The sequence below is a fragment of the Bacillus sp. sid0103 genome, from assembly GCF_019219025.1.
This window is the reverse complement of the sequence record NZ_JAHUWN010000027.1, coordinates 45132-66827: the sequence shown is the minus strand read 5'-3', so window position 1 is coordinate 66827 and position 21696 is coordinate 45132. Positions and strand designations below refer to the sequence as shown.

27 protein-coding genes are annotated in these 21696 nt (G+C 38.9%); 20 read left to right on the top strand and 7 right to left on the bottom strand.

All coding sequences use genetic code 11. The features are described from left to right. The first annotated feature begins 11 nt into the window (after nt 1–11). The 3 genes from KW850_RS24960 (at nt 12) to KW850_RS24950 (ending at nt 2094) form a co-directional block, all read left to right on the top strand. The gene (locus KW850_RS24960) at nt 12–890 is read left to right on the top strand and encodes a LysR family transcriptional regulator (protein WP_218350467.1); all 879 of its coding nucleotides are present in this window, start codon (nt 12–14) and stop codon (nt 888–890) included. Between the two features lie 137 nt (nt 891–1027). Continuing rightward, nucleotides 1028–1396 carry a CidA/LrgA family protein gene (locus tag KW850_RS24955; protein ID WP_218350466.1) on the top strand — a complete coding sequence of 123 codons (369 nt, stop codon included), beginning with the start codon at nt 1028–1030 and terminating at the stop codon, nt 1394–1396. Then, complete coding sequence (locus KW850_RS24950; RefSeq protein WP_308128848.1) at nt 1396–2094, top strand: LrgB family protein; 699 nt, start codon at nt 1396–1398, stop codon at nt 2092–2094. The genes KW850_RS24955 and KW850_RS24950 overlap by 1 nt, the downstream gene beginning before the upstream one ends. An 85-nt stretch (nt 2095–2179) precedes the next feature. Here the strand turns inward: KW850_RS24950 and KW850_RS24945 are convergent, their stop codons facing one another. Then, nucleotides 2180–2677 (bottom strand): hypothetical protein, encoded by a 498-nt coding sequence (locus KW850_RS24945; RefSeq protein ID WP_218350464.1) that lies wholly within the window; start codon nt 2675–2677, stop codon nt 2180–2182. Between the two features lie 111 nt (nt 2678–2788). Next, entirely contained in the window at nt 2789–3610 is an 822-nt protein-coding gene (locus KW850_RS24940) for an HAD family hydrolase (RefSeq protein WP_218350463.1), read from the bottom strand. A 276-nt stretch (nt 3611–3886) separates the two neighbouring features. On the opposite strand from KW850_RS24940, the gene KW850_RS24935 reads away from it, so the two are divergent. The 8 genes from KW850_RS24935 (at nt 3887) to KW850_RS24905 (ending at nt 9060) form a co-directional block, all read left to right on the top strand. Next, nucleotides 3887–4168, top strand: coding sequence for a hypothetical protein (locus tag KW850_RS24935; RefSeq protein WP_218350462.1), 282 nt, complete (start codon nt 3887–3889; stop codon nt 4166–4168). Nucleotides 4169–4276: 108 nt separating this feature from the next. Continuing rightward, nucleotides 4277–4453, top strand: coding sequence for a DUF2187 family protein (locus tag KW850_RS24930; protein WP_218350461.1), 177 nt, complete (start codon nt 4277–4279; stop codon nt 4451–4453). A 389-nt stretch (nt 4454–4842) separates the two neighbouring features. Further along, nucleotides 4843–6435: a long-chain-fatty-acid--CoA ligase gene (locus KW850_RS24925; RefSeq protein ID WP_218350460.1), complete on the top strand. Its 1593-nt coding sequence runs from the start codon at nt 4843–4845 to the stop codon at nt 6433–6435. 218 nt (nt 6436–6653) lie between these two features. Then, nucleotides 6654–8090 carry an MDR family MFS transporter gene (locus tag KW850_RS24920; protein WP_218350459.1) on the top strand — a complete coding sequence of 479 codons (1437 nt, stop codon included), beginning with the start codon at nt 6654–6656 and terminating at the stop codon, nt 8088–8090. Nucleotides 8091–8238: 148 nt separating this feature from the next. Then, complete coding sequence (locus KW850_RS33540; protein WP_256358436.1) at nt 8239–8373, top strand: hypothetical protein; 135 nt, start codon at nt 8239–8241, stop codon at nt 8371–8373. A gap of 43 nt (nt 8374–8416) precedes the next feature. Beyond that, nucleotides 8417–8563, top strand: a complete 147-nt coding sequence (locus KW850_RS24915; protein WP_218350458.1) for a hypothetical protein — start codon at nt 8417–8419, stop codon at nt 8561–8563. Nucleotides 8564–8580: 17 nt separating this feature from the next. Further along, the gene (locus tag KW850_RS34085) at nt 8581–8730 is read left to right on the top strand and encodes a thioredoxin domain-containing protein (RefSeq protein WP_218350457.1); all 150 of its coding nucleotides are present in this window, start codon (nt 8581–8583) and stop codon (nt 8728–8730) included. After that, nucleotides 8731–9060, top strand: coding sequence for a redoxin domain-containing protein (locus tag KW850_RS24905; protein ID WP_218350481.1), 330 nt, complete (start codon nt 8731–8733; stop codon nt 9058–9060). It begins immediately after the preceding gene. A 6-nt stretch (nt 9061–9066) separates the two neighbouring features. Here the strand turns inward: KW850_RS24905 and KW850_RS24900 are convergent, their stop codons facing one another. Further along, on the bottom strand, nt 9067–9258 hold the full coding sequence (locus KW850_RS24900) for a hypothetical protein (protein ID WP_218350456.1): 192 nt from the start codon (nt 9256–9258) through the stop codon (nt 9067–9069). Nucleotides 9259–9305: 47 nt separating this feature from the next. Then, nucleotides 9306–9896: a guanylate kinase gene (locus tag KW850_RS24895; RefSeq protein WP_218350455.1), complete on the bottom strand. Its 591-nt coding sequence runs from the start codon at nt 9894–9896 to the stop codon at nt 9306–9308. 371 nt (nt 9897–10267) lie between these two features. Between KW850_RS24895 and KW850_RS24890 the strand changes: the two genes are divergently transcribed. Then, nucleotides 10268–10612 carry a lmo0954 family membrane protein gene (locus tag KW850_RS24890; RefSeq protein WP_218350454.1) on the top strand — a complete coding sequence of 115 codons (345 nt, stop codon included), beginning with the start codon at nt 10268–10270 and terminating at the stop codon, nt 10610–10612. A gap of 23 nt (nt 10613–10635) precedes the next feature. Next, on the top strand, nt 10636–11295 hold the full coding sequence (locus KW850_RS24885; RefSeq protein WP_218350453.1) for a PspA/IM30 family protein: 660 nt from the start codon (nt 10636–10638) through the stop codon (nt 11293–11295). Nucleotides 11296–11859: 564 nt separating this feature from the next. On the opposite strand, the gene KW850_RS24880 is transcribed toward KW850_RS24885, so the two are convergent. Further along, nucleotides 11860–12846 carry a DUF4003 family protein gene (locus tag KW850_RS24880; protein ID WP_218350452.1) on the bottom strand — a complete coding sequence of 329 codons (987 nt, stop codon included), beginning with the start codon at nt 12844–12846 and terminating at the stop codon, nt 11860–11862. Between the two features lie 157 nt (nt 12847–13003). Between KW850_RS24880 and KW850_RS24875 the strand changes: the two genes are divergently transcribed. The 5 genes from KW850_RS24875 (at nt 13004) to KW850_RS24855 (ending at nt 17898) form a co-directional block, all read left to right on the top strand. Further along, nucleotides 13004–13669, top strand: a complete 666-nt coding sequence (locus tag KW850_RS24875; RefSeq protein ID WP_218350451.1) for an LbetaH domain-containing protein — start codon at nt 13004–13006, stop codon at nt 13667–13669. Between the two features lie 103 nt (nt 13670–13772). Then, nucleotides 13773–14945 carry a DUF3800 domain-containing protein gene (locus KW850_RS24870; protein ID WP_218350450.1) on the top strand — a complete coding sequence of 391 codons (1173 nt, stop codon included), beginning with the start codon at nt 13773–13775 and terminating at the stop codon, nt 14943–14945. Nucleotides 14946–15093: 148 nt separating this feature from the next. Beyond that, nucleotides 15094–16194, top strand: coding sequence for an FAD-dependent monooxygenase (locus KW850_RS24865; protein ID WP_218350449.1), 1101 nt, complete (start codon nt 15094–15096; stop codon nt 16192–16194). Between the two features lie 137 nt (nt 16195–16331). After that, on the top strand, nt 16332–16781 hold the full coding sequence (locus KW850_RS24860) for an SgcJ/EcaC family oxidoreductase (protein ID WP_218350448.1): 450 nt from the start codon (nt 16332–16334) through the stop codon (nt 16779–16781). 115 nt (nt 16782–16896) lie between these two features. Continuing rightward, nucleotides 16897–17898 (top strand): LLM class flavin-dependent oxidoreductase, encoded by a 1002-nt coding sequence (locus KW850_RS24855; protein ID WP_218350447.1) that lies wholly within the window; start codon nt 16897–16899, stop codon nt 17896–17898. Between the two features lie 52 nt (nt 17899–17950). On the opposite strand, the gene serC is transcribed toward KW850_RS24855, so the two are convergent. Further along, nucleotides 17951–19048 carry a 3-phosphoserine/phosphohydroxythreonine transaminase gene (serC, locus tag KW850_RS24850; RefSeq protein ID WP_218350446.1) on the bottom strand — a complete coding sequence of 366 codons (1098 nt, stop codon included), beginning with the start codon at nt 19046–19048 and terminating at the stop codon, nt 17951–17953. Between the two features lie 151 nt (nt 19049–19199). Continuing rightward, a complete protein-coding gene (locus tag KW850_RS24845) occupies nt 19200–20528 on the bottom strand; it encodes an MFS transporter (RefSeq protein ID WP_308128847.1) in 1329 nt (442 codons plus the stop codon). 183 nt (nt 20529–20711) lie between these two features. Here KW850_RS24845 and KW850_RS24840 point away from each other — a divergent pair, with 183 nt between their 5' ends. Beyond that, complete coding sequence (locus tag KW850_RS24840) at nt 20712–21215, top strand: hypothetical protein (RefSeq protein ID WP_218350444.1); 504 nt, start codon at nt 20712–20714, stop codon at nt 21213–21215. Between the two features lie 168 nt (nt 21216–21383). Continuing rightward, nucleotides 21384–21638 (top strand): DUF1292 domain-containing protein, encoded by a 255-nt coding sequence (locus tag KW850_RS24835; protein ID WP_218350443.1) that lies wholly within the window; start codon nt 21384–21386, stop codon nt 21636–21638. Nucleotides 21639–21696: the final 58 nt, after the last annotated feature.

Sequence of the window (21696 nt, the reverse complement as noted above, 5' to 3'; positions counted from 1 at the left end):
AGGTGTAAACTTTGGAATTTAGACAGTTACAACTATTTATTGAAGTCGCAAAGCATAAAAGTATCACAAAAGCAGCAGAGCATATACATCTCTCACAACCAGCTTTGAGTAAGTCTGTCCGGGCTTTGGAGGAAGAGTTAGGGATGACGTTGATTATTCGTACCAATAAGACAAGTGACCTGACTGATGCCGGAAAAATTGTTCTTGACTATGCACAGAAAATGGCTGGAATTCTAACTGAGATGAAAACCACTTTAAATGATATCACTAACTTGACTAGAGGGCAGATTAATATTGGGCTGCCCCCCTTTATAGGCAGTTTATTTTTTCCAAGAGTGATCGCGAAGTTTCATCATACCTATCCAAATATAAAACTGAATATTACTGAGTATGGTGGAGCAAGAGTGGTAAAGAGTGTCGAGGAAGGGGAGTTTGAGCTCGGTGTGGCCGTTCTCCCTATTGATGAGCAGGAATTTGATGTGTACCCCATTGTTGAAGAAGAAATGAAGCTATTGGTTTATAAAGATCATCGTTTGGCACATAAAGAAGTAGTCGATATTAAGGAATTAAAGGATGAAGAGTTTATTTTTTATCATGAGGAATTTGCCTTGAATCAAATCATGCGAAATCATTTCATTGCAGCTGGTTTTGAGCCTAACATTTTATTTATGAGTTCTCAATGGGACTTGATGACAGAAATGGTTGCTGCAAACCTCGGAATTACGATTCTGCCTCAATCGATTTGTAATCGGGCATTTAACACAGATATTAAGATTATCGATCTTGAACAACCGATTCTGTGGAGGCTGGCGGTCCTAACTAAAAAAGAACGCTATATTTCTAACGCCGCGCGAACTTTTATTGATTTTATTTTAAAAGATCCATTATAACTTTCAGTTATGAAAATCATTCGGAATATGTATTTTACGAATAGTGATAATCAGCGTACTATTACTCTATAGTTATTTTCGGAATGAAAAGGAGTCTTAAAGCTCCTTTTTTTTGCTTTGAGGAGGGGATTATTTCGATGAAACTTGGAGTAATTATCGTACAAGTACTATTAATACATGTGTTTTTATTTCTAGGAGCGGCACTGAAAGAGATGATTCCACTTCCAATCCCTGCTTCGATGTTCGGAATGTGCCTTCTGTTTCTTGCGCTTTATTTCAACATTGTTAAATTAGATTGGGTGGAAAAAGGTGCAAATTGGCTGTTAGCTGAGCTGTTGCTTTTCTTTGTGCCTTCAGCAGTTGGGATTGTAAATTATGATGAAATTCTAAGTGTACAGGGCGCAGAAATCGTCGGTTTGATTGGCATTAGCACGATCATTGTTATGGGAATCACGGCACTAATTGCCGAAAAAATAACGGGTGGGAATAGGGGTGAGCAGCATTGATGATGATTTTATTTACCATATTAACGTTCCTTATTTATCGTTTGTCCAAAAAGGCCCATGCAAAATGGAGCCTGTTCTTTTTCCATCCCTTATTGCTTGCACCGTTCCTATTAATAACCTTGATATCAGTGACTCATGTCTCAGCTGATCAATACCTCGAGGATTCCCAATGGCTGACACATATGCTCGAACCAGCAACAGTTGCATTTGCAGTACCGATTTATAAAAACTTAAGCATTGTAAAAAAATATGTGGGTACCATTATCATTAGTATTAGCACAGGATCACTAGTAGCGATTTTTTCTACATTTGGTTTGTCAAAATTGCTCCACTTGAAATATGACTTTATCACATCGATCCTTCCAAGGTCGATTACAACGCCGATTGCCATTGAGGTTTCAAAAGAAATTGGCGGTCTGCCAACATTGACAACTGTTTTCGTCATTTTAACAGGTATTATTGGGAGCATTGTTGGCCCATCGGTGATCAAAGGGCTATCGATTAAAACACCAATTGCCAAAGGCCTTGCACTAGGCATGGGCGCACATGGTGCAGGAACAAACAAAGCGTTTGAATACGGGAAACAAGAAGCAACATTCTCATCCCTGGCCATGATCTTCGCCGCATTGATTACCTTAATTTGGGGAGCACTCCTCATCCCGCCCCTAATGAACTTCAATATCCATCATCTTTTTTAAGACAAAAAAACTAAAAAGGTGTCAGGCACCATGTGAAGAATTCACATGGTGCCTGACACCTTTTCATGTATTTATAGGTATTGTTTTATGAGTTATTAGGGACACGATTTTGTTTTTGATAGCGCGTTTTAAACATGCCCGTTGGCTTTTCCCAAAAGTACGGTAAGTGATCTATATTCTGATTGCAAAGTTCAATTAATTCGTGAAAATTCTTCATTTCATATAGAGTAAAGGCAATGCCATTTTCTGTTTTTACCTGGAAATAACATGTGGTAGTATTATTTTCACCTGCAGATTCTTTCTCATAATAGAGAGTTTCGGTTACGTCCTCCCATGAATATTCATTAACAGATATACCTTCTCGCTTGTTTGCGATCGTGACAGTAAAACCATTTTCATGACAGATAACGGTGGTGTCATTGCCAAAGTAATACATAATTAGAAAGATGACAAGGGCAATAATAATGATAATCGACCCAATCAAGACATTAATGAACATGAATCCAATACCGATAAAACAGAAAATAAGTCCAAAAATACCGGAAGATTTTGAAGACGTTTTATTTGAGAATTCTCTGTTCATAAAAAATCCCTCCTTTAGTAAGAAGGGTATGCTCTCCACTATTTTAAATGACTTCACAAGTCTTCTAGACTATCTGAAATTAATCGACAAATTTTGCGGAGTTACATTCTATTATTGTATCTTCTCTTTGGTGTTTAATAACTGTAACAACTCCCGTACTGCATAGGAAAAACCATCTTCGTCATTAGTTTTAGTGATGATATCGGCCTTTTGTTGGACATGGACAGGTGCATTTCCCATTGCGACGGATGTGGTGGCCACTTCAAACTGGGCAAGATCATTACCGCCGTCACCAAAAGCGATAATTTCATCAAAAGTAAGATTCATCATTTGTTGATAACGTAATAATGCTTTACCTTTATGAGCTTCACTTGACGTTATTTCCACATTATTTGGAAAAGAGGAAGCCATTGAAATATCAAATTTTCCTGCTAAAGCTGTTTTAACCTCTTCAATCGTTTCTAATTCGTCCGGGTGTACCAAGGCAATAAGTTTATAGATTTTTAGATTGTCTTTTTCAAGAATGTCATCATAGTTAAATTCTTGAAAAAGGGTGTCAAGCTCTTGTTTACTTTTGCCATGTAATGGCGGCAATGTGGATGGAAAACCACCATAATTGGTGTAAACCAAAATGCCAACACCCAATCCTTTTAAAATCGTAAATATATTTTTGTACATAGAAGTGGTCACCGTTGCTTCGTACATCAGTTCTCTAGTTTCTGAATATAATACTGAACCATTGATACAAAATATCGGAATCTCCATATTTTGAACAGCTTTTAATTTAATGACATCTGCGTAAGCACGGCCCGTGTTCAAAATAAGGCAGTGACCTTGATCCTTTAATTCATTTAGGACAATCTCATTTTGCTCTGAAATTTCATGTTGAGAGTTTAATAAGGTACCGTCTAAATCAATTGAAATACATTTCATAGTCTTTATATTCCTTTCCATTCCATCATAATGACTACTATATCAGATTAATCCACGAAAAGGTGATTCCAAATTTATGATGAAGGGAGAAATTGCGGGCCTGACACCAATTGTCAGGAAAAGATGGTTGGATATTTAACATTTTGGTTGAAATAGCATTTTTTTCCTTCTATAATCAATACAATAACTTTATTAGTAAATGTAGTTTTTCCCTCTTCCTCACCGTACCTTTTTCATGCATTCTTTTTAAGAATTAGAGATCAGGAGTGAGTAGTGATGATATTAAGAATTAATGAAATATCTGGATTTCTTCATGACTTTGAAAGATATGCTCAACATGATGGTACGAAAAACTTTCTTACATTAAACACAGTCAGGCCTAATGGAACACTTACGATTATGAAGTATCCAAGTGGAAAATTTACTTACCATCGAAAAAATGAAAATTATTGGGACATTAAAGAAATCGATATTGAACTGGATATGTTATCCGATATCATTTGGGGATTTAGGAATACCATTAACGAAATGATCGTAAAGAGCACAATTGCACAATAGTTGTTTTTGGAAAACCTACGAGGCCTTTGCCTATACAAAGGCTTTTTTCTTGTTCATTTAAAGTATTTTACCGGAAAATTATGGACAATCTAATGTCGAGGTGATGGAATGGCAACGGCAAAAATTGGCGATGTAATTTCCTTTCAACGGGATGGAAAGAAATTAGAAGGTGTCGTTTCTGGGATTAGAGAAAATTCTGTTATGGTCCAATATGGTTTCTCGAAAGAAAAAGATGAACCACTGACAACCATTGTAAACCATAAAAATTACAAAATTAAGAAGTAGGATAATCGAGTGTGGGACTAATGTCTCCGCTCGATTTTTTTTAAGGCTATGTTAGAGCTTATTGTTGATTTTGGCACCCTGTTGATCTACGTTCCATGCGCGAAGACTCCTACGGGAGAACCGGACAAAAGGAGACCCCGCAGGAGCGCAGCGACGTGGAGGCTCCCCGGACCGCCCACGAACCGCACGCGCCTGGAGCGGAAATCAACAGGCAGGTTTAACAGGGCCTTTATTAAAAATTAATCCGATAAACATTTTCAGAAAAATCAATTTATTGATTGACAAACTGCTACTTTGGGACAAGAATAGACTTGTGATGTAAACATCAAAGGGAACAATACGCGAAAAAATTATCCATCACTCTCATTAAAAATAGAGGAGTTGGTGAAATGTTTTCCCCATTAACCCCATTAGACTGGAAACGCAGGGCGGTAAAGTATTATCCCAATAAAATAGCCGTCATCGATGGAGACAAAGAATTTACATATCAAGAATTTGGCAGGCGCGTCGATCAGCTCTCTGCTGCCTTGCACCAAGCAGGGATCGGCCAAAGTGATCATGTAGCAGTCATGCTGCCCAACACGCATTATATGCTTGAGTGCTTCTATGGTATCTGCCAACTTGGTGCTGTTATGGTACCACTAAATTACAGACTTTCAAGTGGTGATTTGGAGTATATCATTCGCCATAGTGATGCGAAAATGTTAATTGTCGATGAGGAATTTTGCGGCCCAATCGAAAAAATCATTGATAATCTTTCGCTCGAACAAATTATTACTGTTTCAGTCCCAGGACAGGAAACAGCGTTAGCTGGTGTGGATTATGAAGATTTTTTGCAACATAGTTTGGAAACGTTTACACTACCTGAAGTAGATATCGATGAAAATCAACTTCTGACTTTAAACTATACAAGCGGTACAACGTCAAAACCTAAGGGAGTCATGCTTACCCATCGTGGGAATTATCTGAATGCAGCTAATTTCATGTATCACTTGGGTGTCAATCATGATGATGTTTATCTTCATACGTTGCCAATGTTTCATGCCAATGGTTGGGGCGGTGTGTGGGCACTTACCGCAACAGGTGGGACTCATGTCTGTTTAAGAAAGGTTGACCCGCAGCTGATTCTTGATTTATTTGAAAAAAGGAAGATCACACTATTATGCGGTGCGCCTACCGTTGTCAATATGCTGGTCAATGAGCCAAAGGCCAATGAAATAAAGATTGAAACGAACCCTCGGATGGCAACAGCTGGGGCACCTCCAGCGGCTGCCTTGATTCAAAAAGCACAAGAGCTCCTTGGCTTAAATATGATCCATGTCTATGGGCTAACGGAAACCTCACCGTTTATACTATACTGTGAGTGGAAAAAAGAATTCGACTCAAAACCAGCCGAAGAACAAGCAGCAATCAAGGCACGACAAGGAATTGAACTTGCTTTTAATGGTGAAACAAAGGTTATTCATCCGGACGGGGAAGATGTAGCCTGGAACGGTGAGGAACTAGGAGAAATCATAACAAGGGGCAACGTTGTGATGGCAGGATATTACAAGGATCCCATTACGACAGCTGCGGCGATTAGGGATGGATGGTTCCATACGGGTGATTTGGCTGTTACCCATCCCGATGGGTTCATTGAAATACGAGACCGGGCGAAGGATTTGATCATTTCCGGGGGCGAAAATATTTCTTCCACAGAAGTGGAAGGAGTACTTTATAAGCATCCTGCTGTCTTAGAAACGGCTGTGATTGCGATTCCTGATGAAAAGTGGGGCGAGGTTCCAAAGGCAATTATTGTCTTACAGCCTGAGGCAAAAGTAACCGAAGAGGAGATTATTCAGTTCTGCCGTTCACAACTTGCACATTTTAAAGCACCGAAATCAGTTGAATTTGTAGAGGCTTTACCAAAAACAGCTACAGGTAAATTGCAAAAATTTCGATTAAGAGAAATGTACTGGGCAGGTCCGAAAAGAGTCAATTAACTAGCCTATATTTGGAGTTCTTTCCTCTTTAGTGGGGGAAGGGACTCCTTTTTTGTTTTCGACAACCAGATGGATAAGAGGTACTAACCTAATACGATAAGCATTTCATTAGCACTTAATGGATAAATCAGGTAATCTGTAAAAGTACGTTTTTAGCTTTGACTCATGGTGATAATCACCATCATGACGAAAATTGAAGGGGAATGGGGGATGGATTGATGGCGATATCAGGGAATAAGCATTCGACCATTATTGTGCTTTTGCTTGCAGGGACGTTTATTGCTATTCTAAATCAAACATTAATGATCACAGCGATACCTCCAATTATGGAAGAAATGCACATCACCGCCAACAGCGCGCAATGGCTGACAACGGTCTTTATGTTAGTAAATGGGATCATGATTCCGATTAGTGCATTTCTATTAGAGCGGTTTACCACAAGACAGCTGTTTCTCTCGGCAATGAGTATTTTTGCTATTGGTACACTTGTAGGGGGGATTGCTTCTAATTTTGAGTTACTGCTTTTAGGCAGGATCATCCAGTCTTGCGGCGCAGGAATTATGCTTCCATTAATGACAACAGTATTTTTGATGATTTTTCCAATCAATAAACGCGGTGCTGCAATGGGGTTGGTCGGTCTAGTCATATCTTTTGCACCAGCAATTGGTCCAGCCTTGTCGGGATGGGTGACATCACATTACTCTTGGAGAGTACTGTTTTTTATCATTTTACCAATTGCACTTATCGATATTCTTGTTGCTTTCATTGCTTTAAAAAATGTAACAGAGATATCAAAACCAAAAATGGATGTTTTTTCGATCATTTTATCGACCCTAGGTTTTGGCGGTCTGCTGTACGGATTTACTTGTGCAGGAAATTATGGATGGTCAAATACCACCACGCTGCTTAGTTTGGGGATTGGTGGAGTGGCACTTGCCCTGTTTATTACTAGGCAATTAAAACTGAAACATCCCATGCTTGAATTGGGTGTTTTTAAGTATTCAATTTTCCCATTTGCAATAATCATTGGTATGATCGGCTTTATGGGTCTTATAGGGGCGGAGACTATCATTCCTCTATTTATGCAGAGGATGAGGGAATTTACGGCAGTAGAGGCAGGCATTGCCCTTTTACCTGGTGCTCTAATAAGTGGATTGATGGCACCCATTATTGGGAGAGTCTTTGATAAAATCGGCGCGAGATGGTTAGTGATGATTGGTTTATCTATTATGACAGCTTCATCGTTTGCTTTTACTAATTTAGGTCCTTCTACTACGATGACCTATATTACGGTCTTATACGGGGTCAGAATGTTTGGTTTTTCGATGGTGATGATGCCGGTCGCAACATCTGCATTGAACCAGTTACCAAAACAATTAATACCTCACGGAGCTGCTGTCGATAATACGATGAAAATGATCGCTGCCTCTGTTGGTACTGCCATACTTGTCACAGTCATGACGACAACAGCAGAAAATGCGCAGGAGCGACCAGAGATTTCTCATCCGGATATGTATGGAGCCAATATTGCTTTCATGGTAGTTTCCTTCCTGTCATTGCTCGGTCTCGTACTTTCCTTTTTTATCAAAAAAGACCGTGCGTCAGAAGTCGAAGGGAAGCACCAAAGGAAGGTAAACGTTAAGTTGCAGGAGTAGACAATCTAAATAACATCAGTGAACTCTGAGAAACAAAGTTAATTTGTTTTTTGGAGTTCTTTTTTTTTAAAACTTTTTCGTGATCACAGATGTTGAAAGAATGAACCTTTTAGTTAGGTTCATAATAAAACCAAAAGGAGGGAGCAACATGGATAAAAAAGCCAATACAGGCGATGATGCTACTTTTGAATTAAAGAGGGCATTAAACAAAAGTCAACCCAGAAGCAACCCAAATATGAGCGAAGCTGAACGGAAACTGAAATTTCCAAATAAGCAAAGCTAAATAGTTTATTTTGTTAATGTGGGATTTGGGGGGAGGTGAGACAATGCCAAAGAATAATCCAATTGAATATACTGGGAAAGTTCTAGACCAAAGAAATGATCTTACCGGGCCCGATGCAGGAAAGGGTTCCTATCCAGAACGGCCACAGCATGTACAAATTCAGGACCCAACTATCAATAATAATAAATAATAGAGGAGGGAGATTTTTTGGAAGAGTCACTGAAAGTTGGTGACCTGACTCCAGACCTTTCTTTAACGGCAACGACAAAGGAAAAAATTGCCTTTGCCTTGTCTGATTATCGCGGGAAGAAAAATATAGTCGTTGTCTTTTATGGAATGGACTTTACGCCCGGCTGAATTAAGGAAATTTCCTCTTGGAAAGAGGATTACAAACGATTTGAGCAATTAGATTCAGAAGTACTGGGGATTAGTGTGGATCATATCCACTCCCATAGAGTCTTTGCTGCAAGTATGGGAACGCTGCCATATCCCTTATTATCAGATTGGTTTAAACAAACGGTAAAAAGCTATTATGTGTTCAACGAAAAAGGCGGGACGGCGATTCGTTCAGTCTTTGTGGTGGATAAAGCTGGCGTGATAACCTACATAAACACCTCATTTAAAGCAGATAAGAAAGAAGATTATGAAGCAGTTTTTAATACACTTGAAAAATTAACAAGTCAGTAATCGTTATTAAAATGGCTCTGTTAAACTTGCCTGTTGATTTCCGCTCCAGGCGCGTGCGGTTCGGGGGCGGTCCGGGGAGCCTCCTCGTCGCTTCGCTCCTGCGGGGTCTCCCCTGCCCCGTCCTCCCGCAGGAGTCTTCGCGCCTTCCGCTCCAATCAACAGGGTGCCAAAATCAACAATAAGCTTTAACATAGCCATAAAAAAAGGTGTCAGGCACTAATCGCGTGCCTGACACCTTTTTTTATTTAATAGTCGGTAACTATGAAACCTCTTTCAAGAAAATCTTCAATGACTTCACTAATTTGAAAGGAAATCTGCGGAGAATCATAATTTTCAAAGGCATGTTCACAGCTGTTTTTATAGTTCATGGTTTCATCATAATGGGCCATGTGGCGGGCAATGTCTTGATCATTATCTTGTCGTTCCTTTTGTCTCTCAATAACCGTATCGCGGTCGGCATAGATGAAGAAGCGCATGACACGATCACCGTACATTTGTTTTAATTTTTCGGTTCCTTCAGGATTTAATGTGAGGTAGACGAGGTTGTGGGATTCGAATGCTTTAACAATGTCCTCTTCGCGAATGCCATAATGGATTCCATCGATTTCGACGCATTCAAGAAATTCTTGTTTCTCTTCCATCTTTTTGAATGTTTCCTCGTTAATAAAATGGTAGTCTTCCCCATTCTTTTCATAATGACGAGGAGAACGAGTCGTGTAAGAGATAACTGTTTCCATATCAAACGCTGTCGCAACCATTTTGGCAATTGTTTTTCTTCCTGAACCATCTGGTCCTGTGTAAATGAAAAGTTTTTCTTTATTCTTGATTTTATACATAGATAACCTCCTGAAATGGATTATATAAAAAAGGATTTACATCATTACACCATAATATGGACGAATTGGAATAATTTAATTATAACAGATAGATACCGAAAGAGAAGGTTGACTTTTCTGCTTTTTGAAAGTCGATACTATAGTACTAAATCTATTCAAAAATTAATGGAAGCTCACACTCACTTGGGTGATCAAGACAGATTGTGAGCTTTTTTGATCTTTACAATTATCCTTTGCGGTACAGCCCCATTGCATCTACGTCTTAGGACTTAGTAGAAAATCAAGCTAAAGCGCAATTATGAAAAGAAGTGGAAAAAGGTAAGATGGAATTAAGATAAAGACAAAAGAGTGAAACGAAGGAGGAACATAACATGAAAAAATTTGGTTTGCTATTAGCGGGCGGTATTGCGGCATTTGTATTACTAAAAATGATTGGTCCGATGATTGCGTTACTTGTAAGCCTAGTGATTCTCTATTTAATTTATAAACAGTTTTTGAAGACTGAATCGATAGGGTGGAAAATTGGGTTAATCATCATCGGCTTAATGGTTCTTTCAGCAACGATTCACCATATCCCAGCTCTAATTGGTGTAGGTGCAGCTTATATCCTATTTCTAGTTTATAAACAGTGGAATAAGAACAAAAAGCCGCCTGTGAACAAGGAGTCAGATCCTTTTACAAATTTTGATAAACAATGGAATGAATTAAAAAAATAATAATTTCAAAGGGGAAATGAATAATGGCAAACTTATTAACAAAAATTAAAGATCTAATTATTGCTGATTTAAATGAATCGATGCAACACAAGGGACAACAAAATCCGATTGCCTTACTCAATCAATATCTTCGTGAGTGTGAGCAAGAGACAGAAAAGGTTGGCAGGCTTGTTGAACGTCAAGCTAGCTTGAAAGCGGAATTTACAAGAGAATATTTTCAGGCGACCGAGCGATCGGAAAAACGAAAGCATCAAGCAGAGATTGCCTTAAAAGCTGGAGAAACAGAACTTTATCAATTTGCTGCAGCAGAGCATCAGCAATATGCAGATCGTGCAGAGCGCTTGAATATTTCTCTTGCCAACGTAACGGATCAACTCATTGAATTAGAAAGAAAGCATGAAGAAATGAAGCAAAGGTTAAAGGATATGCATTTGCGCCGGATGGAATTAATGGGCCGTGAAAATGTAACACGGGCTAATCTAAAAATAAATCAGGTTTCAGAATCCAATTCATTGAGTGAACAATTTTCCTCGAAGTTTAAGGATATCGAGAACTATCTAGAACGATTAGAACAAAGGGTGAACCATTCCTTTATCCACAGCACATTTGATGCGCGCGTGGAGCAGTTAGAAAAAGAAATGGCTAAACAGGACGATCCATCTGTGAAGTTAACCAAAGAATAGCGTTAAGAGGGTAGTGATTTTGCGATCACTGCCTTTTGTTTTGAACTCATAGCATTCTGAAGAACAAAACTTACTTCAGGAGCAAGAGAATTGTCTATCATAAACGTGATGAAGGACAAAACTTACTTCAGGAGCAAGAGAATTGTCTATCATAAGCGGGATGAAGGACAAAACTTACCTCAGGAGCAAGAGAATTGTCTATCATGAGCGTGATGAAGGACAAAACTTACCTCAGGAGCAAGAGAATTGTCTATCATCAGCGGTATGAAGGACAAAAACTACCTCAGGAGTAAGAGAATTGTCTATCATAAGCGTGATGAAGGACAAAACTTACCTCAGGAGCAAGAGAATTGTCTATCATAAGCGGGGTGAAGGACAAAACTTACCTCAGGAGCAAGAGAATTGTCTATCATAAGCGGTATGAAGGACAAAACTTACCGCAAGAGCAAGAGAATTGTCAATCATAAGCGGTATGAAGGACAAAACTTAGCGAAGGAACAAGAGATTTGTCCTTCATAAACACAATAAAGAAAAATCCACAGCGATATTATCTTGCATACTTTATTAATCTCCACCTGAACTACTTGATGCAACAGTGGCAGCTGTAATGCTTGCCGTCATTGCAGCCTGTTGAGCCTGGATCAAAATTTCTATTGTAGTATTTAAGGTTGTTTTGGCCGCATCGCCCAATGTAGTCAAATGACTCATTAAAAACAGAACGCTCATCATAAAATTGATATCTTTATTCCATTTAAACATCTTATCTTTATTTAAACTTTCATTTATTTCATATAAGGTCTTGATCTTTTGTTCAATATGGTCCAAATAGGTCAGCATCCCAATATAGGGGTAATAGGCTTTTTTTGTTTTTAAATTGTTTTCTTTCAGCAGTTTTTGAATGTGGCTGCATTGATTCGCTTTTTCATTTGGATGATGTTTTGCATCTAATGCAAGGATGTGGCTTAAAAATTGGAGATCATTTCCGATTGAAAATCCTTCATCTTTGAGTGCATTGTAATAGTCTTCCACCTTGTTAATGATCTCCGCTGGTTCATAATTAGATAAGGCAAGGATGGCTGATAATGGGTAATCAGCTGAATTGGTAAGGAAGAAATGATGCTCCTTCATCCCTTTATAAATGATGCTTGTCTTTTTTGTGATTTCATCCACTTGCGTCTGCTCCACTTTTAAAAGGGTTCCAGCCGCTATATAGGTATAAATCTGACGGCTGAAGCCATTTTCAATAAGTTTTTCATAGAGCTTAATAAAATGGTTAAAGCTCGATTTAGGATCATCTGTCAGCGTATCGAGGGTGGCAGCCGTGGTATATCGTGTCACAGATTTTAATTGCGAAAAGAAGCCTACTTCGCTTTTAATATAGTCAGCAAGGTCCATGAATCTCTTGAAGTTAAATTCTTTTCCGTTTGTGACATACATCGCTGCAATTAGCATTAATGATCTCTTATCCGTTTTCCACTTTAATCCTTTATACAATTGTGAATAAATATCTTTATATATGTCGATTTTTACCATTCCTGCTTTTTCAATCACGTATGTACCCCTCTCCATGATCTTCTATTAAATAAAGACGAGAAAAAGTGAACTAAGTTTCAGGTGAACCAATTTCTATCGCTGGAAAATGGTCTTATTCTACAAAACCTACGTATATGTATCATGAATCCAGTTATGAGAAAGAGGGGAATGTATTATGTGGAATTATCCCAATCATCTAAATGGTCCATTAAATATTTATAGTTACTATGTAGGTTCAAACCCGATAACTACCCTAAATCCAACTCCCATTTTTCCAAAAATTAATAAAACGACTTTTTTAAGTCCGTTCACCTATATCGTCGGCGATGTCACGATTCGGAAAAATACGTTTGTCGGTCCTTTTGTCAGTATTCGTGCAGATGAAGGGACGCCATTTTATATTGGAAGCAACTGTAATCTACAAGATGGTGTAATCCTTCACGGCTTAAAAAACAAACATATCGAGATTAACCAAAAGAAATACTCAATCTATATTGATGACGAGGTTTCCTGTGCCCATGGGGCGCTGATCCATGGTCCCTGTCAGATTGATCAAAAAGCATTTATCGGGTTTAAGACAATTGTTTATCATGCCCATATCGGAGAAGGGAGCTTCATCGCCTCTGGAGCCGTTGTTACCGGTGGAGTTACTCTTAAGCCAGGTAGTTTTGTTCCACCAGGAGCACATATTGATAACCAGAAAAAGGCTGATTCCTTATCGCCTGTTCCTAAGAATGAAGTGGAGTTTGCACTTGAAGTCCAGCGAGTGAATCAAGAATTTCCTTCTGCCTATTCGATGTTATTCGGCAAAGACCGATGCACTTGCGGTTTATCTTGTTGAAGCCCACCCTTAAATTTTAACTGATGGAAATATTAACTTTTTAAAGGTTTTCAATCCTATTTTGTTGAAATTAGAATAAAGAATATTTGGGTGAGGTGGGAGAATGGACGATATCCAATTGGCGTTTATGGAAGAGTCTGGTGATTATAGTTTTGATTTTGAAAATAATGATGTCTCGACCCACTTTATTATCGTTGCTATTCTAGCAAAAGAGTCTAATAAAGAATGGCTAGAACGTGAAGTTGATAAGGTTAGACAAAAATACTTTCAAACCGAAGAAATGCAATCTGACAGAATCGACAACCCTCATCTTAGAATTCAACTATTAAATGAACTGAAGGAGTTACCGTTTAATATATATGCCTATGTCATCGACAAAAGAAAAATAAGAGAAGATAGCGGGATTACTTTTGAAAAGACGTTTATAAAATACATGAATCGATTGATCTATGCTGATTTAAAACGAACGTTTGACCAACTCGATCTTGTTTTAAATCAGCAGGGTACGAAGGAATTCATGACTGAATTTAAGACCTATATCACCGAAAAAAGTATTCCTGATTTATTTAATTATTCGTCTTTTGGATTTAACAATCGCACATCAGAAAACCTCCTTCAATTGGCGAATATAATCGCAGGGACGATTGCGATAGGTTATAATCAAACCCAGGATTCGGAACATTATCTTCTATTTAATAAAATCATCAAAAAGAAAATCATCGCGATTAATTTATGGCCGCAAAACTATAAAAATTATTTACATGATTACATATCCAGGAATCAGGACTCAGAGTTTGATGAGGTTATTTTTAAACAAACGGTGAATTTGACCCTTCAATACCTTGAAAAAAATAAAAAGAGTGAAGACCTGGATGAAAAAATCAGGATCGACTTACTCAAGTTTCTGTTATTTAATCTGCGAGAAAATCCAAATGAATATGTATATACACAAGAAATTCTCGATAATCTAAACGCGATCCGGGTGAACAAAATCAATCATCATTACTTTAGGTCGAACATCGTATCCAAGCTCCGGGATAACGGGCTGTTAATAGCCAGCAGTAATAAAGGGTATAAACTACCTGTTTGTTTAACTGACTTATATGATTTTGTAAATTTATCGAGCCTTACAATCCATCCGATGCTTCAAAGAATCTCGAAGTGTCGAAATCAAATTCTTCTCGCCACAAATAATGAAATCGATATTCTCGACAATAACGAATTTGAATATCTTAAAAGAATTATTGAGATGGAAAAATTAATGGTTACAGAATAAAAGGTCAGTCCTGGCAACATCTGGGACTGACCTTTTTTAATTGACCAGAAATGTAATCTTTGTTATTCTATAATTAACTTTTATTCTTATAAGAAAACTCTTGATAATAGCTTTTTTGAAATATAAATTTAACCAGAAGGTGAATATAATGATGCTGCAGACAGATGTTGTTATTGTGGGTGGCGGACCAGCAGGGACATTATTAGGTTTTCTATTGGCTAAAAATGGTGTATCAACCATTGTTCTTGAACGATCTTCTGGAGTAAATAGAAAATTTAGAGGGGAACATATTACTTCTGAAACGGAAGCAATTTTAAAAGAACACCAATTGTTTGAAAAGATTGAAGAACTAGGGCTTCTGAAAATGGAAAAAGTCCAATTTTTTGCCGGAAACCATCTTGTTAATACTATTACTCCTTCACTCGGAGAGGATCATGTAGGCATTCATGTTCCGCAAGCGAATTTATTAAGTGCAATCATTCAAGAGTCAAAGCAATTTGAAAATTATCGCCTCCTTTATAACACCACGGTATCGGAATTGATCCAGGATGATCGCGGGGTCTTTACGGGTGTAAAAGCAGTAAGGGACGGTCAAGAAATTATAATCGCAAGTTCAGTGGTTGTAGGGGCGGATGGCCGTTATTCCACAGTGAGAAAACTGGCGAATATCCCAACGTTTGAGATGAAGCATGGGTACGATGTATTATGGGCCAAAGTTCCTGCACCTCAGGGTTGGGAGCCAACAACAAGAATGGTTCTTGTCAATGGCCATCAATTAGCCTTGTTTACCCAAACTGGTGGATTCATTCAAATAGGCTGGAATATTGATGAAGGATCCTTTCCTTTATTAAGAAAACAAGCATTGCAGCCATTTCTAAAACCCTTAATCGAGTGCTTTCCAGAATTAAAACAGCTTGTCGAAAAGAACCTTCAATCGTGGAATGACTTTGTCCCTTTAAAGGTCCAAAGTTCACGTTCTGAAACTTGGGTAAAGGATGGATTAGTCATCATCGGTGATGCTGCACATACAATGACTCCAACTGGTGCAATCGGGATAAATTGTGGAATGAAAGACGCGCATGTCCTTGCGCCTCTCATAACCCAAGCATTAAGAGAAAATAACACCTCCACACAAAAATTGAAAAGATTTGAAACAAATAGAAAGTCGGAGATCAAAGAGCAACAAGAAATGCAGATGAAACAAGAAGCGACTTTTTCAGAAAAATTTGACCAGTTTGCGCTAAATTAGATAATGGACCTTTACCTATCTCTATTTATGGAGTAGGTGGAGGTCTATTTTTATTTGTGGGAGACTGCCAGAATGTTGATTAGAAGGACTGGTTTGTTTTACGATAAATTTAGAGCTTTGTGAGGAGTTGTTATATTATGGAAGATTTTATATCTATGGAAGTGCAAGCAGTTTATAAGAAGCTTATAGATGCGTGGAATGAACGCAGTGCCAAGGGAATGGCAGCGTTATTTACGGATGATGGCGAGAGTATAGGATTTGATGGAAGTCAAACGATTGGCAGACAAGAAATATTTTCGCATCTAAAACCAATCTTTGAACATCATCCAACCGCACGATTTGTAAGTAAAGTAAAAGAGGTCCGTCTTTTAAGTTCCGAGATTGCCATTTTACGAGCGATTGCAGGCATGGTTCCTCCTGGGCAAGCGGATATTAACGCAAACGTGAACACACATCATACACTTGTTGTTGTAAAAAGAGAAGGGGATTGGCGAATTCAACTGTTTCAAAATACTCCTGCTCAATATCATGGCCGACCTGAATTAGTGGAACAAATGACAGAAGAGTTAAGGGAGATATTAAAATAAAGTTGTTAAACTTTTTTTAAAAATTACAAAGACCTCCAGGGTGAGCATTTATTTTTGATTTCTGTATTCCTATTGTTACTATAGTAGTATTCTCTTTAGGGAAAGGAATGATAAAATGACAACCATTCATATACCTGTATCTGTCTTGAATTTAGCACCGATTCGGAAGGGGCAAAGTCCCAGGCAAGCGATTGAATCCATGGTTGAATTGGCGCAGGAAGTTGAAACGATGGGCTATCAACGCTATTGGATCGCAGAACATCATAATACAGCTACACTTGTTAGTTCAGCCACATCGATTTTAATCAAACATGTGTTAGAACATACAAATACTATTCAGGTAGGTTCTGGTGGAATCATGCTGCCAAACCATTCCCCGCTAGTGGTCGCAGAACAATTCGGAACTTTAGCGACCATTTATCCTAATCGCGTCGACTTAGGTCTCGGCCGGGCACCTGGAACAGATATGATGACGGCAAACGCCCTGCGACGCGCTAAAAATGATTCCGTTTATACTTTCCCGGATGATGTGAAGGCCTTGCTCACTTATTTTGGTTCAGCAGAGCAGCAAAGTTATGTGAAAGCCTATCCCGGTGTTGACACGAATATTCCGATTTATATCCTCGGTTCTTCCACCGATTCTGCCTATTTAGCAGCGAGTTTGGGTCTGCCTTATGTATTTGCGTCCCACTTTGCTCCAAGATTTATGGAAGAAGCGATCTCAATCTATCGGAGTCGTTTTCAGCCATCTGAATATTTAGCTAAACCGTATATGATGGTTTGCTTAAATGTCATTGCTGCTGAAACTGATGAAGAAGCTCAATACTTATCAACCACAATGCAGCAGTTTTTCCTTAATGTCGTGCGTGGTACACAAAATCCGTTACAACCGCCAGTTGAAAGCCTGGATGAGATTTGGACCCCGATGGAAAAGGAAATGGCCGCATCGAAGCAAAGTGTGACATTGATTGGAAGTAAGGAAACTGTCCGCCAACAATGGACGAAATTCCAGGAGTATTATCACGTTGATGAACTCATGGCGGTATCCTATATTTATGACACGGAAAAACAAAAACGTTCGTATGAAATATTGAAAGAAGTAGTCGACGGTCGATAAATAGAAAGATGAAAAAATCACCCTCTTAACAAAATGAGAGGGTGATTTTTCTTTAGCTATTTTCTGCTTGGAATTGAATCATAAATTCTTTAAATGCCTGGCAGGCTTCCACTGGTACAGCATTATACGCAGATACGCGGCATCCGCCGATTGAGCGGTGTCCGTTTACACCAACGAAGCCTTCTTGTTTCGCTTGCTCAAGGAATTTCTTTTCTAAGTCCTTCGAAGCTAAGTTAAAAGTAAGATTCATGAGAGATCTGCTTTCCGGTAACGCATGGCCAATGTAAAAACCATTACTAGCATCGATTGTATCGTAAATCAAGTTTGCTTTTTTTTCATTTAGCTCAGCAATGGCAGTCAAACCGCCCAATTCACGGGCCCAATTTAGAACCTCTCCGAGCATGTAAATGCCGAAAGTAGGTGGTGTGTTGTACAATGAATTATTTTTAGAATGGGTGCTGTATTTTAACATTGTTGGAATATTCGTGTTTGCTTGTTCAAGCAAATCCTTACGAATAATCACAACGGTTACGCCTGAAGGGCCAAGGTTTTTTTGGGCACCAGCATAAATAAGCGCAAACTTGCTAACATCAATTGGCTTAGACAGAATATCACTCGACATGTCTGCGATTAATGGAACATCACCAGTGTCTGGGAAGTCCTTCCATTGTGTACCATAAATTGTATTGTTTGAAGTTAGATGTACATATGCGTCAGATGAATCGTATTGTAATTGATCAAGCGCAGGAATACTACGATAGTTGCTCTCTTTCGTAGAAGCCGCATGGTAAACCTCACCAAAAAGTTTAGCCTCGGTAAAAGCTTTCTCTGACCAAGAACCAGTCATGACATATCCAGCCTTTTTTCCAGTTTGTAAAAAATTCATCGGAATCATTGAAAACTGAAGACTAGCACCACCTTGCAAGAAGAGTACTTCATGTGTATCCGGAATCGACAGCAGCTCTTTTAAGTTGTCAATTGCCTGATTATGTACTTCTTCATAAGCTTTGCTGCGGTGGCTAAGTTCCATGACCGACATTCCCGTACCTCGAAAATCAATCAGTTCTGCCTGAGCTTTTTCTAATACAGAAATGGGTAACGCGGATGGCCCCGCATTGAAATTATACGAACGGTGGACTTGCAATTTCATTTTTATCACTCCATTTTTTCTTTTCTATGACTATACCACACATATAAAATTCCGAAAATAAATTTAATTGTGAAATAGTGAATTTTTAAATATTTTTTTAAAAATAACAAAAAAAATAGGATGTCATTTCCAGAGATCCTATTTCTTCTACTTAGCTTTTTTCAGTTATTCTTTGATTGCTACGTGACCAGATAACGACTGGAATAAGGAGGAGGGAAAGAATTCCGCCAGCAAATGAGAGCCCTGCGTAACTCGTCTGCTCGACCACCATTCCGGATAGGGCTCCCCCAGAAGCACCTGCTAAAGCAATCAAGACATCTACCGTCCCTTGTGTTTTGGCACGGGTTGAGGGGTGAGTGGAATCGACGATCAGTGCGGTGCCACTTATTAAACCAAAATTCCAGCCAAGCCCGAGCAATGAAAGCGCGATGATGAGGGTAAACATGGAATCAGCAGGTGTACTACCAGCAAGAATACCTGCTGTAAGGAGAGTAGCACCTGAAGCAATGGCCATAGCGGTCCGTCCAATTTTATCCACGAGGATTCCAGTCACGAGAGAAGGAAGATACATGGCGCCAATATGGAAGCCGATGACCATTCCAACTTCTCTCAGACCATGTCCATGATGTTTCATGTAAACAGGTGTCATGGTCATAATTGAGGTCATGACAATTTGAGTTAACACCATGATGGTAGCTCCGACAACAATTCCTCGTTTATTGATTGCCAGATTACTAGATTGCTTCTCAATAGGATTACTCCTGTCGATGACCTGCCTATCTACAATGGCGTTGGCAACAATCAGAGGATCTGGGCGCAAAAAAGTTAATAGGACTAAACCTGCAAGAAGAAAGGCTGCCGCCCCTAGAATGAAGGGACCAGCAAGAGCAGGAACACCAATAGAGACTGCAAATTGACCCATGACATCCACCAAGTTTGGTCCTGCCACAGCCCCGAAGGTCGTTGAAACCATTGCGATGCTGACAGCTGTAGCTCGCTGTGTAGGTTTTGCTAAGTCAACTCCTGCATAGCGCGCTTGTAAGTTTGAGGCAGAGCCCGCACCGTAGACCAATAGTGAAGTAAATAGCAGAAATATATTACTAGTAATGGCAGAAACAATGACTCCAATTGCACCGATTCCGCCGGTCAAGAAACCTCCCGCAAGTCCTATCCGGCGTCCAAAACGTTGGGAGACGCGACCGATTAGCAGCGCTGCCCCAGCAGAGCCAAACGTTAATAATGCTGCTGGAATGCCTGCATACTGATCCGACCCTAACATATCTTGGGCAAGGAGTGCACCAACAGTAATACCAGCAGCAAGTCCAGCTCCACCGAAAATTTGTGAGATGACCACAATCAGCAATGTCCGCCGATACAACTGTTGCTGCTTTTCTGGTGAATCTATGTAACTCTGTATCCAAGCTGGTTTTGAATTTTTGGGAGTATGTGACACATTTAAACCTCTTTCTTTCTGAAGGATGAACCCCTTCTTCATTTGATTTTCATTTTATCAAGAAAGAATAGTAGTTTATATAGAATAATGTCGAAAAATTCAATATTTGTTCATATGAAGTAGGCAGTGATGGAGTTTTTTTATGATAGGATAATAGTGGATGTATTACTATATGTTTACAGCTAATAAATTAGAAAAAGGAGTTAGAAAATGGGACTGGATATGTATTTATTTTCTTTACCTAAGATCACTGGGATGAGCTATGACGAGATTGTTAAAGCGAGTGCAGAAATGGGTAAGCATAAAGCAGAGCAAGATGAAATCTATGAAAAGCTGAAGCCGCACATTAAACATTTTAAGGAGTATGATTCATCTTGGTCGAGTATTTATGAAGAAGTGGCCTACTGGCGAAAAGCCAATCAAATCCATAATTGGTTTGTTGAAAACCTCCATAATGGGGAAGATGAGCCTTGTTTCTCGCAAGAAGTGACCAAGGAAAATTTACAAGACCTAAACAACTTATGCCTCCAAGTTCTACAACAAAAAGAACCCCCTATAAATTTTTTACCAACAAGACCTGGTTGTTTTTTCGGAAACCTCTCATATGATTCCTATTATTACAGGGAAATAGAAGAGACCCAGGAGTTATTAGCAGCCCTCATTAAAAATTTCAATTTTGAAACCCACTATTTGTTGTACCAATGTTCTTGGTAAACCCACATTACTTATCAATTCCTTATGCATTTGTGGTGTAACTGCTTCATTTATTTTGTCTGCTAAAATAATCACTTCTCTTTTTTATTATTCCCAGATAGTAATAACAATATATTCCCATCTTGTACTTACTTCGTTAAGGGGACAATATTGATGAGGTGAGAGATAATGAAACGTGATGAACCACGTGATTATATAACGATTGAAGATGACCTCGGTAATCTTAAAGATTATGCTGTAGAAGCATTATTTGATATGGAGGATGAATCCTATGCGTTATTAAAGGCTAAGGATGAAACCATCGTCATGAAAATAGAAGGAGTGGAAGGGAATCAAGATTTAGTGGGTATTAATGATCCCTCCGAAAGTGAAGCGATATTGGATGCATACCAAATCGCTGTGGAACATGCTCCGGCAGAATAAGACAAAGAGCGAAAGGTAGTTCCAGTTAACAAAACGGGACAACCTTTCGCTCGATTTT

Coding starts and splice junctions, on each gene's coding strand:
- KW850_RS24955 (WP_218350466.1), top strand. CDS start 1,028: ATGAAACTTGGAGTAATTATCGTACAAGTACTATTAATACATGTGTTT.
- KW850_RS24950 (WP_308128848.1), top strand. CDS start 1,396: ATGATGATTTTATTTACCATATTAACGTTCCTTATTTATCGTTTGTCC.
- KW850_RS24945 (WP_218350464.1), bottom strand. CDS start 2,677: ATGAACAGAGAATTCTCAAATAAAACGTCTTCAAAATCTTCCGGTATT.
- KW850_RS24940 (WP_218350463.1), bottom strand. CDS start 3,610: ATGAAATGTATTTCAATTGATTTAGACGGTACCTTATTAAACTCTCAA.
- KW850_RS24935 (WP_218350462.1), top strand. CDS start 3,887: ATGATATTAAGAATTAATGAAATATCTGGATTTCTTCATGACTTTGAA.
- KW850_RS24930 (WP_218350461.1), top strand. CDS start 4,277: ATGGCAACGGCAAAAATTGGCGATGTAATTTCCTTTCAACGGGATGGA.
- KW850_RS24925 (WP_218350460.1), top strand. CDS start 4,843: ATGTTTTCCCCATTAACCCCATTAGACTGGAAACGCAGGGCGGTAAAG.
- KW850_RS24920 (WP_218350459.1), top strand. CDS start 6,654: ATGGCGATATCAGGGAATAAGCATTCGACCATTATTGTGCTTTTGCTT.
- KW850_RS33540 (WP_256358436.1), top strand. CDS start 8,239: ATGGATAAAAAAGCCAATACAGGCGATGATGCTACTTTTGAATTAAAG.
- KW850_RS24915 (WP_218350458.1), top strand. CDS start 8,417: ATGCCAAAGAATAATCCAATTGAATATACTGGGAAAGTTCTAGACCAA.
- KW850_RS24900 (WP_218350456.1), bottom strand. CDS start 9,258: ATGGCTATGTTAAAGCTTATTGTTGATTTTGGCACCCTGTTGATTGGA.
- KW850_RS24895 (WP_218350455.1), bottom strand. CDS start 9,896: ATGTATAAAATCAAGAATAAAGAAAAACTTTTCATTTACACAGGACCA.
- KW850_RS24890 (WP_218350454.1), top strand. CDS start 10,268: ATGAAAAAATTTGGTTTGCTATTAGCGGGCGGTATTGCGGCATTTGTA.
- KW850_RS24885 (WP_218350453.1), top strand. CDS start 10,636: ATGGCAAACTTATTAACAAAAATTAAAGATCTAATTATTGCTGATTTA.
- KW850_RS24875 (WP_218350451.1), top strand. CDS start 13,004: ATGTGGAATTATCCCAATCATCTAAATGGTCCATTAAATATTTATAGT.
- KW850_RS24870 (WP_218350450.1), top strand. CDS start 13,773: ATGGACGATATCCAATTGGCGTTTATGGAAGAGTCTGGTGATTATAGT.
- KW850_RS24865 (WP_218350449.1), top strand. CDS start 15,094: ATGATGCTGCAGACAGATGTTGTTATTGTGGGTGGCGGACCAGCAGGG.
- KW850_RS24860 (WP_218350448.1), top strand. CDS start 16,332: ATGGAAGATTTTATATCTATGGAAGTGCAAGCAGTTTATAAGAAGCTT.
- KW850_RS24855 (WP_218350447.1), top strand. CDS start 16,897: ATGACAACCATTCATATACCTGTATCTGTCTTGAATTTAGCACCGATT.
- serC (WP_218350446.1), bottom strand. CDS start 19,048: ATGAAATTGCAAGTCCACCGTTCGTATAATTTCAATGCGGGGCCATCC.
- KW850_RS24840 (WP_218350444.1), top strand. CDS start 20,712: ATGGGACTGGATATGTATTTATTTTCTTTACCTAAGATCACTGGGATG.
- KW850_RS24835 (WP_218350443.1), top strand. CDS start 21,384: ATGAAACGTGATGAACCACGTGATTATATAACGATTGAAGATGACCTC.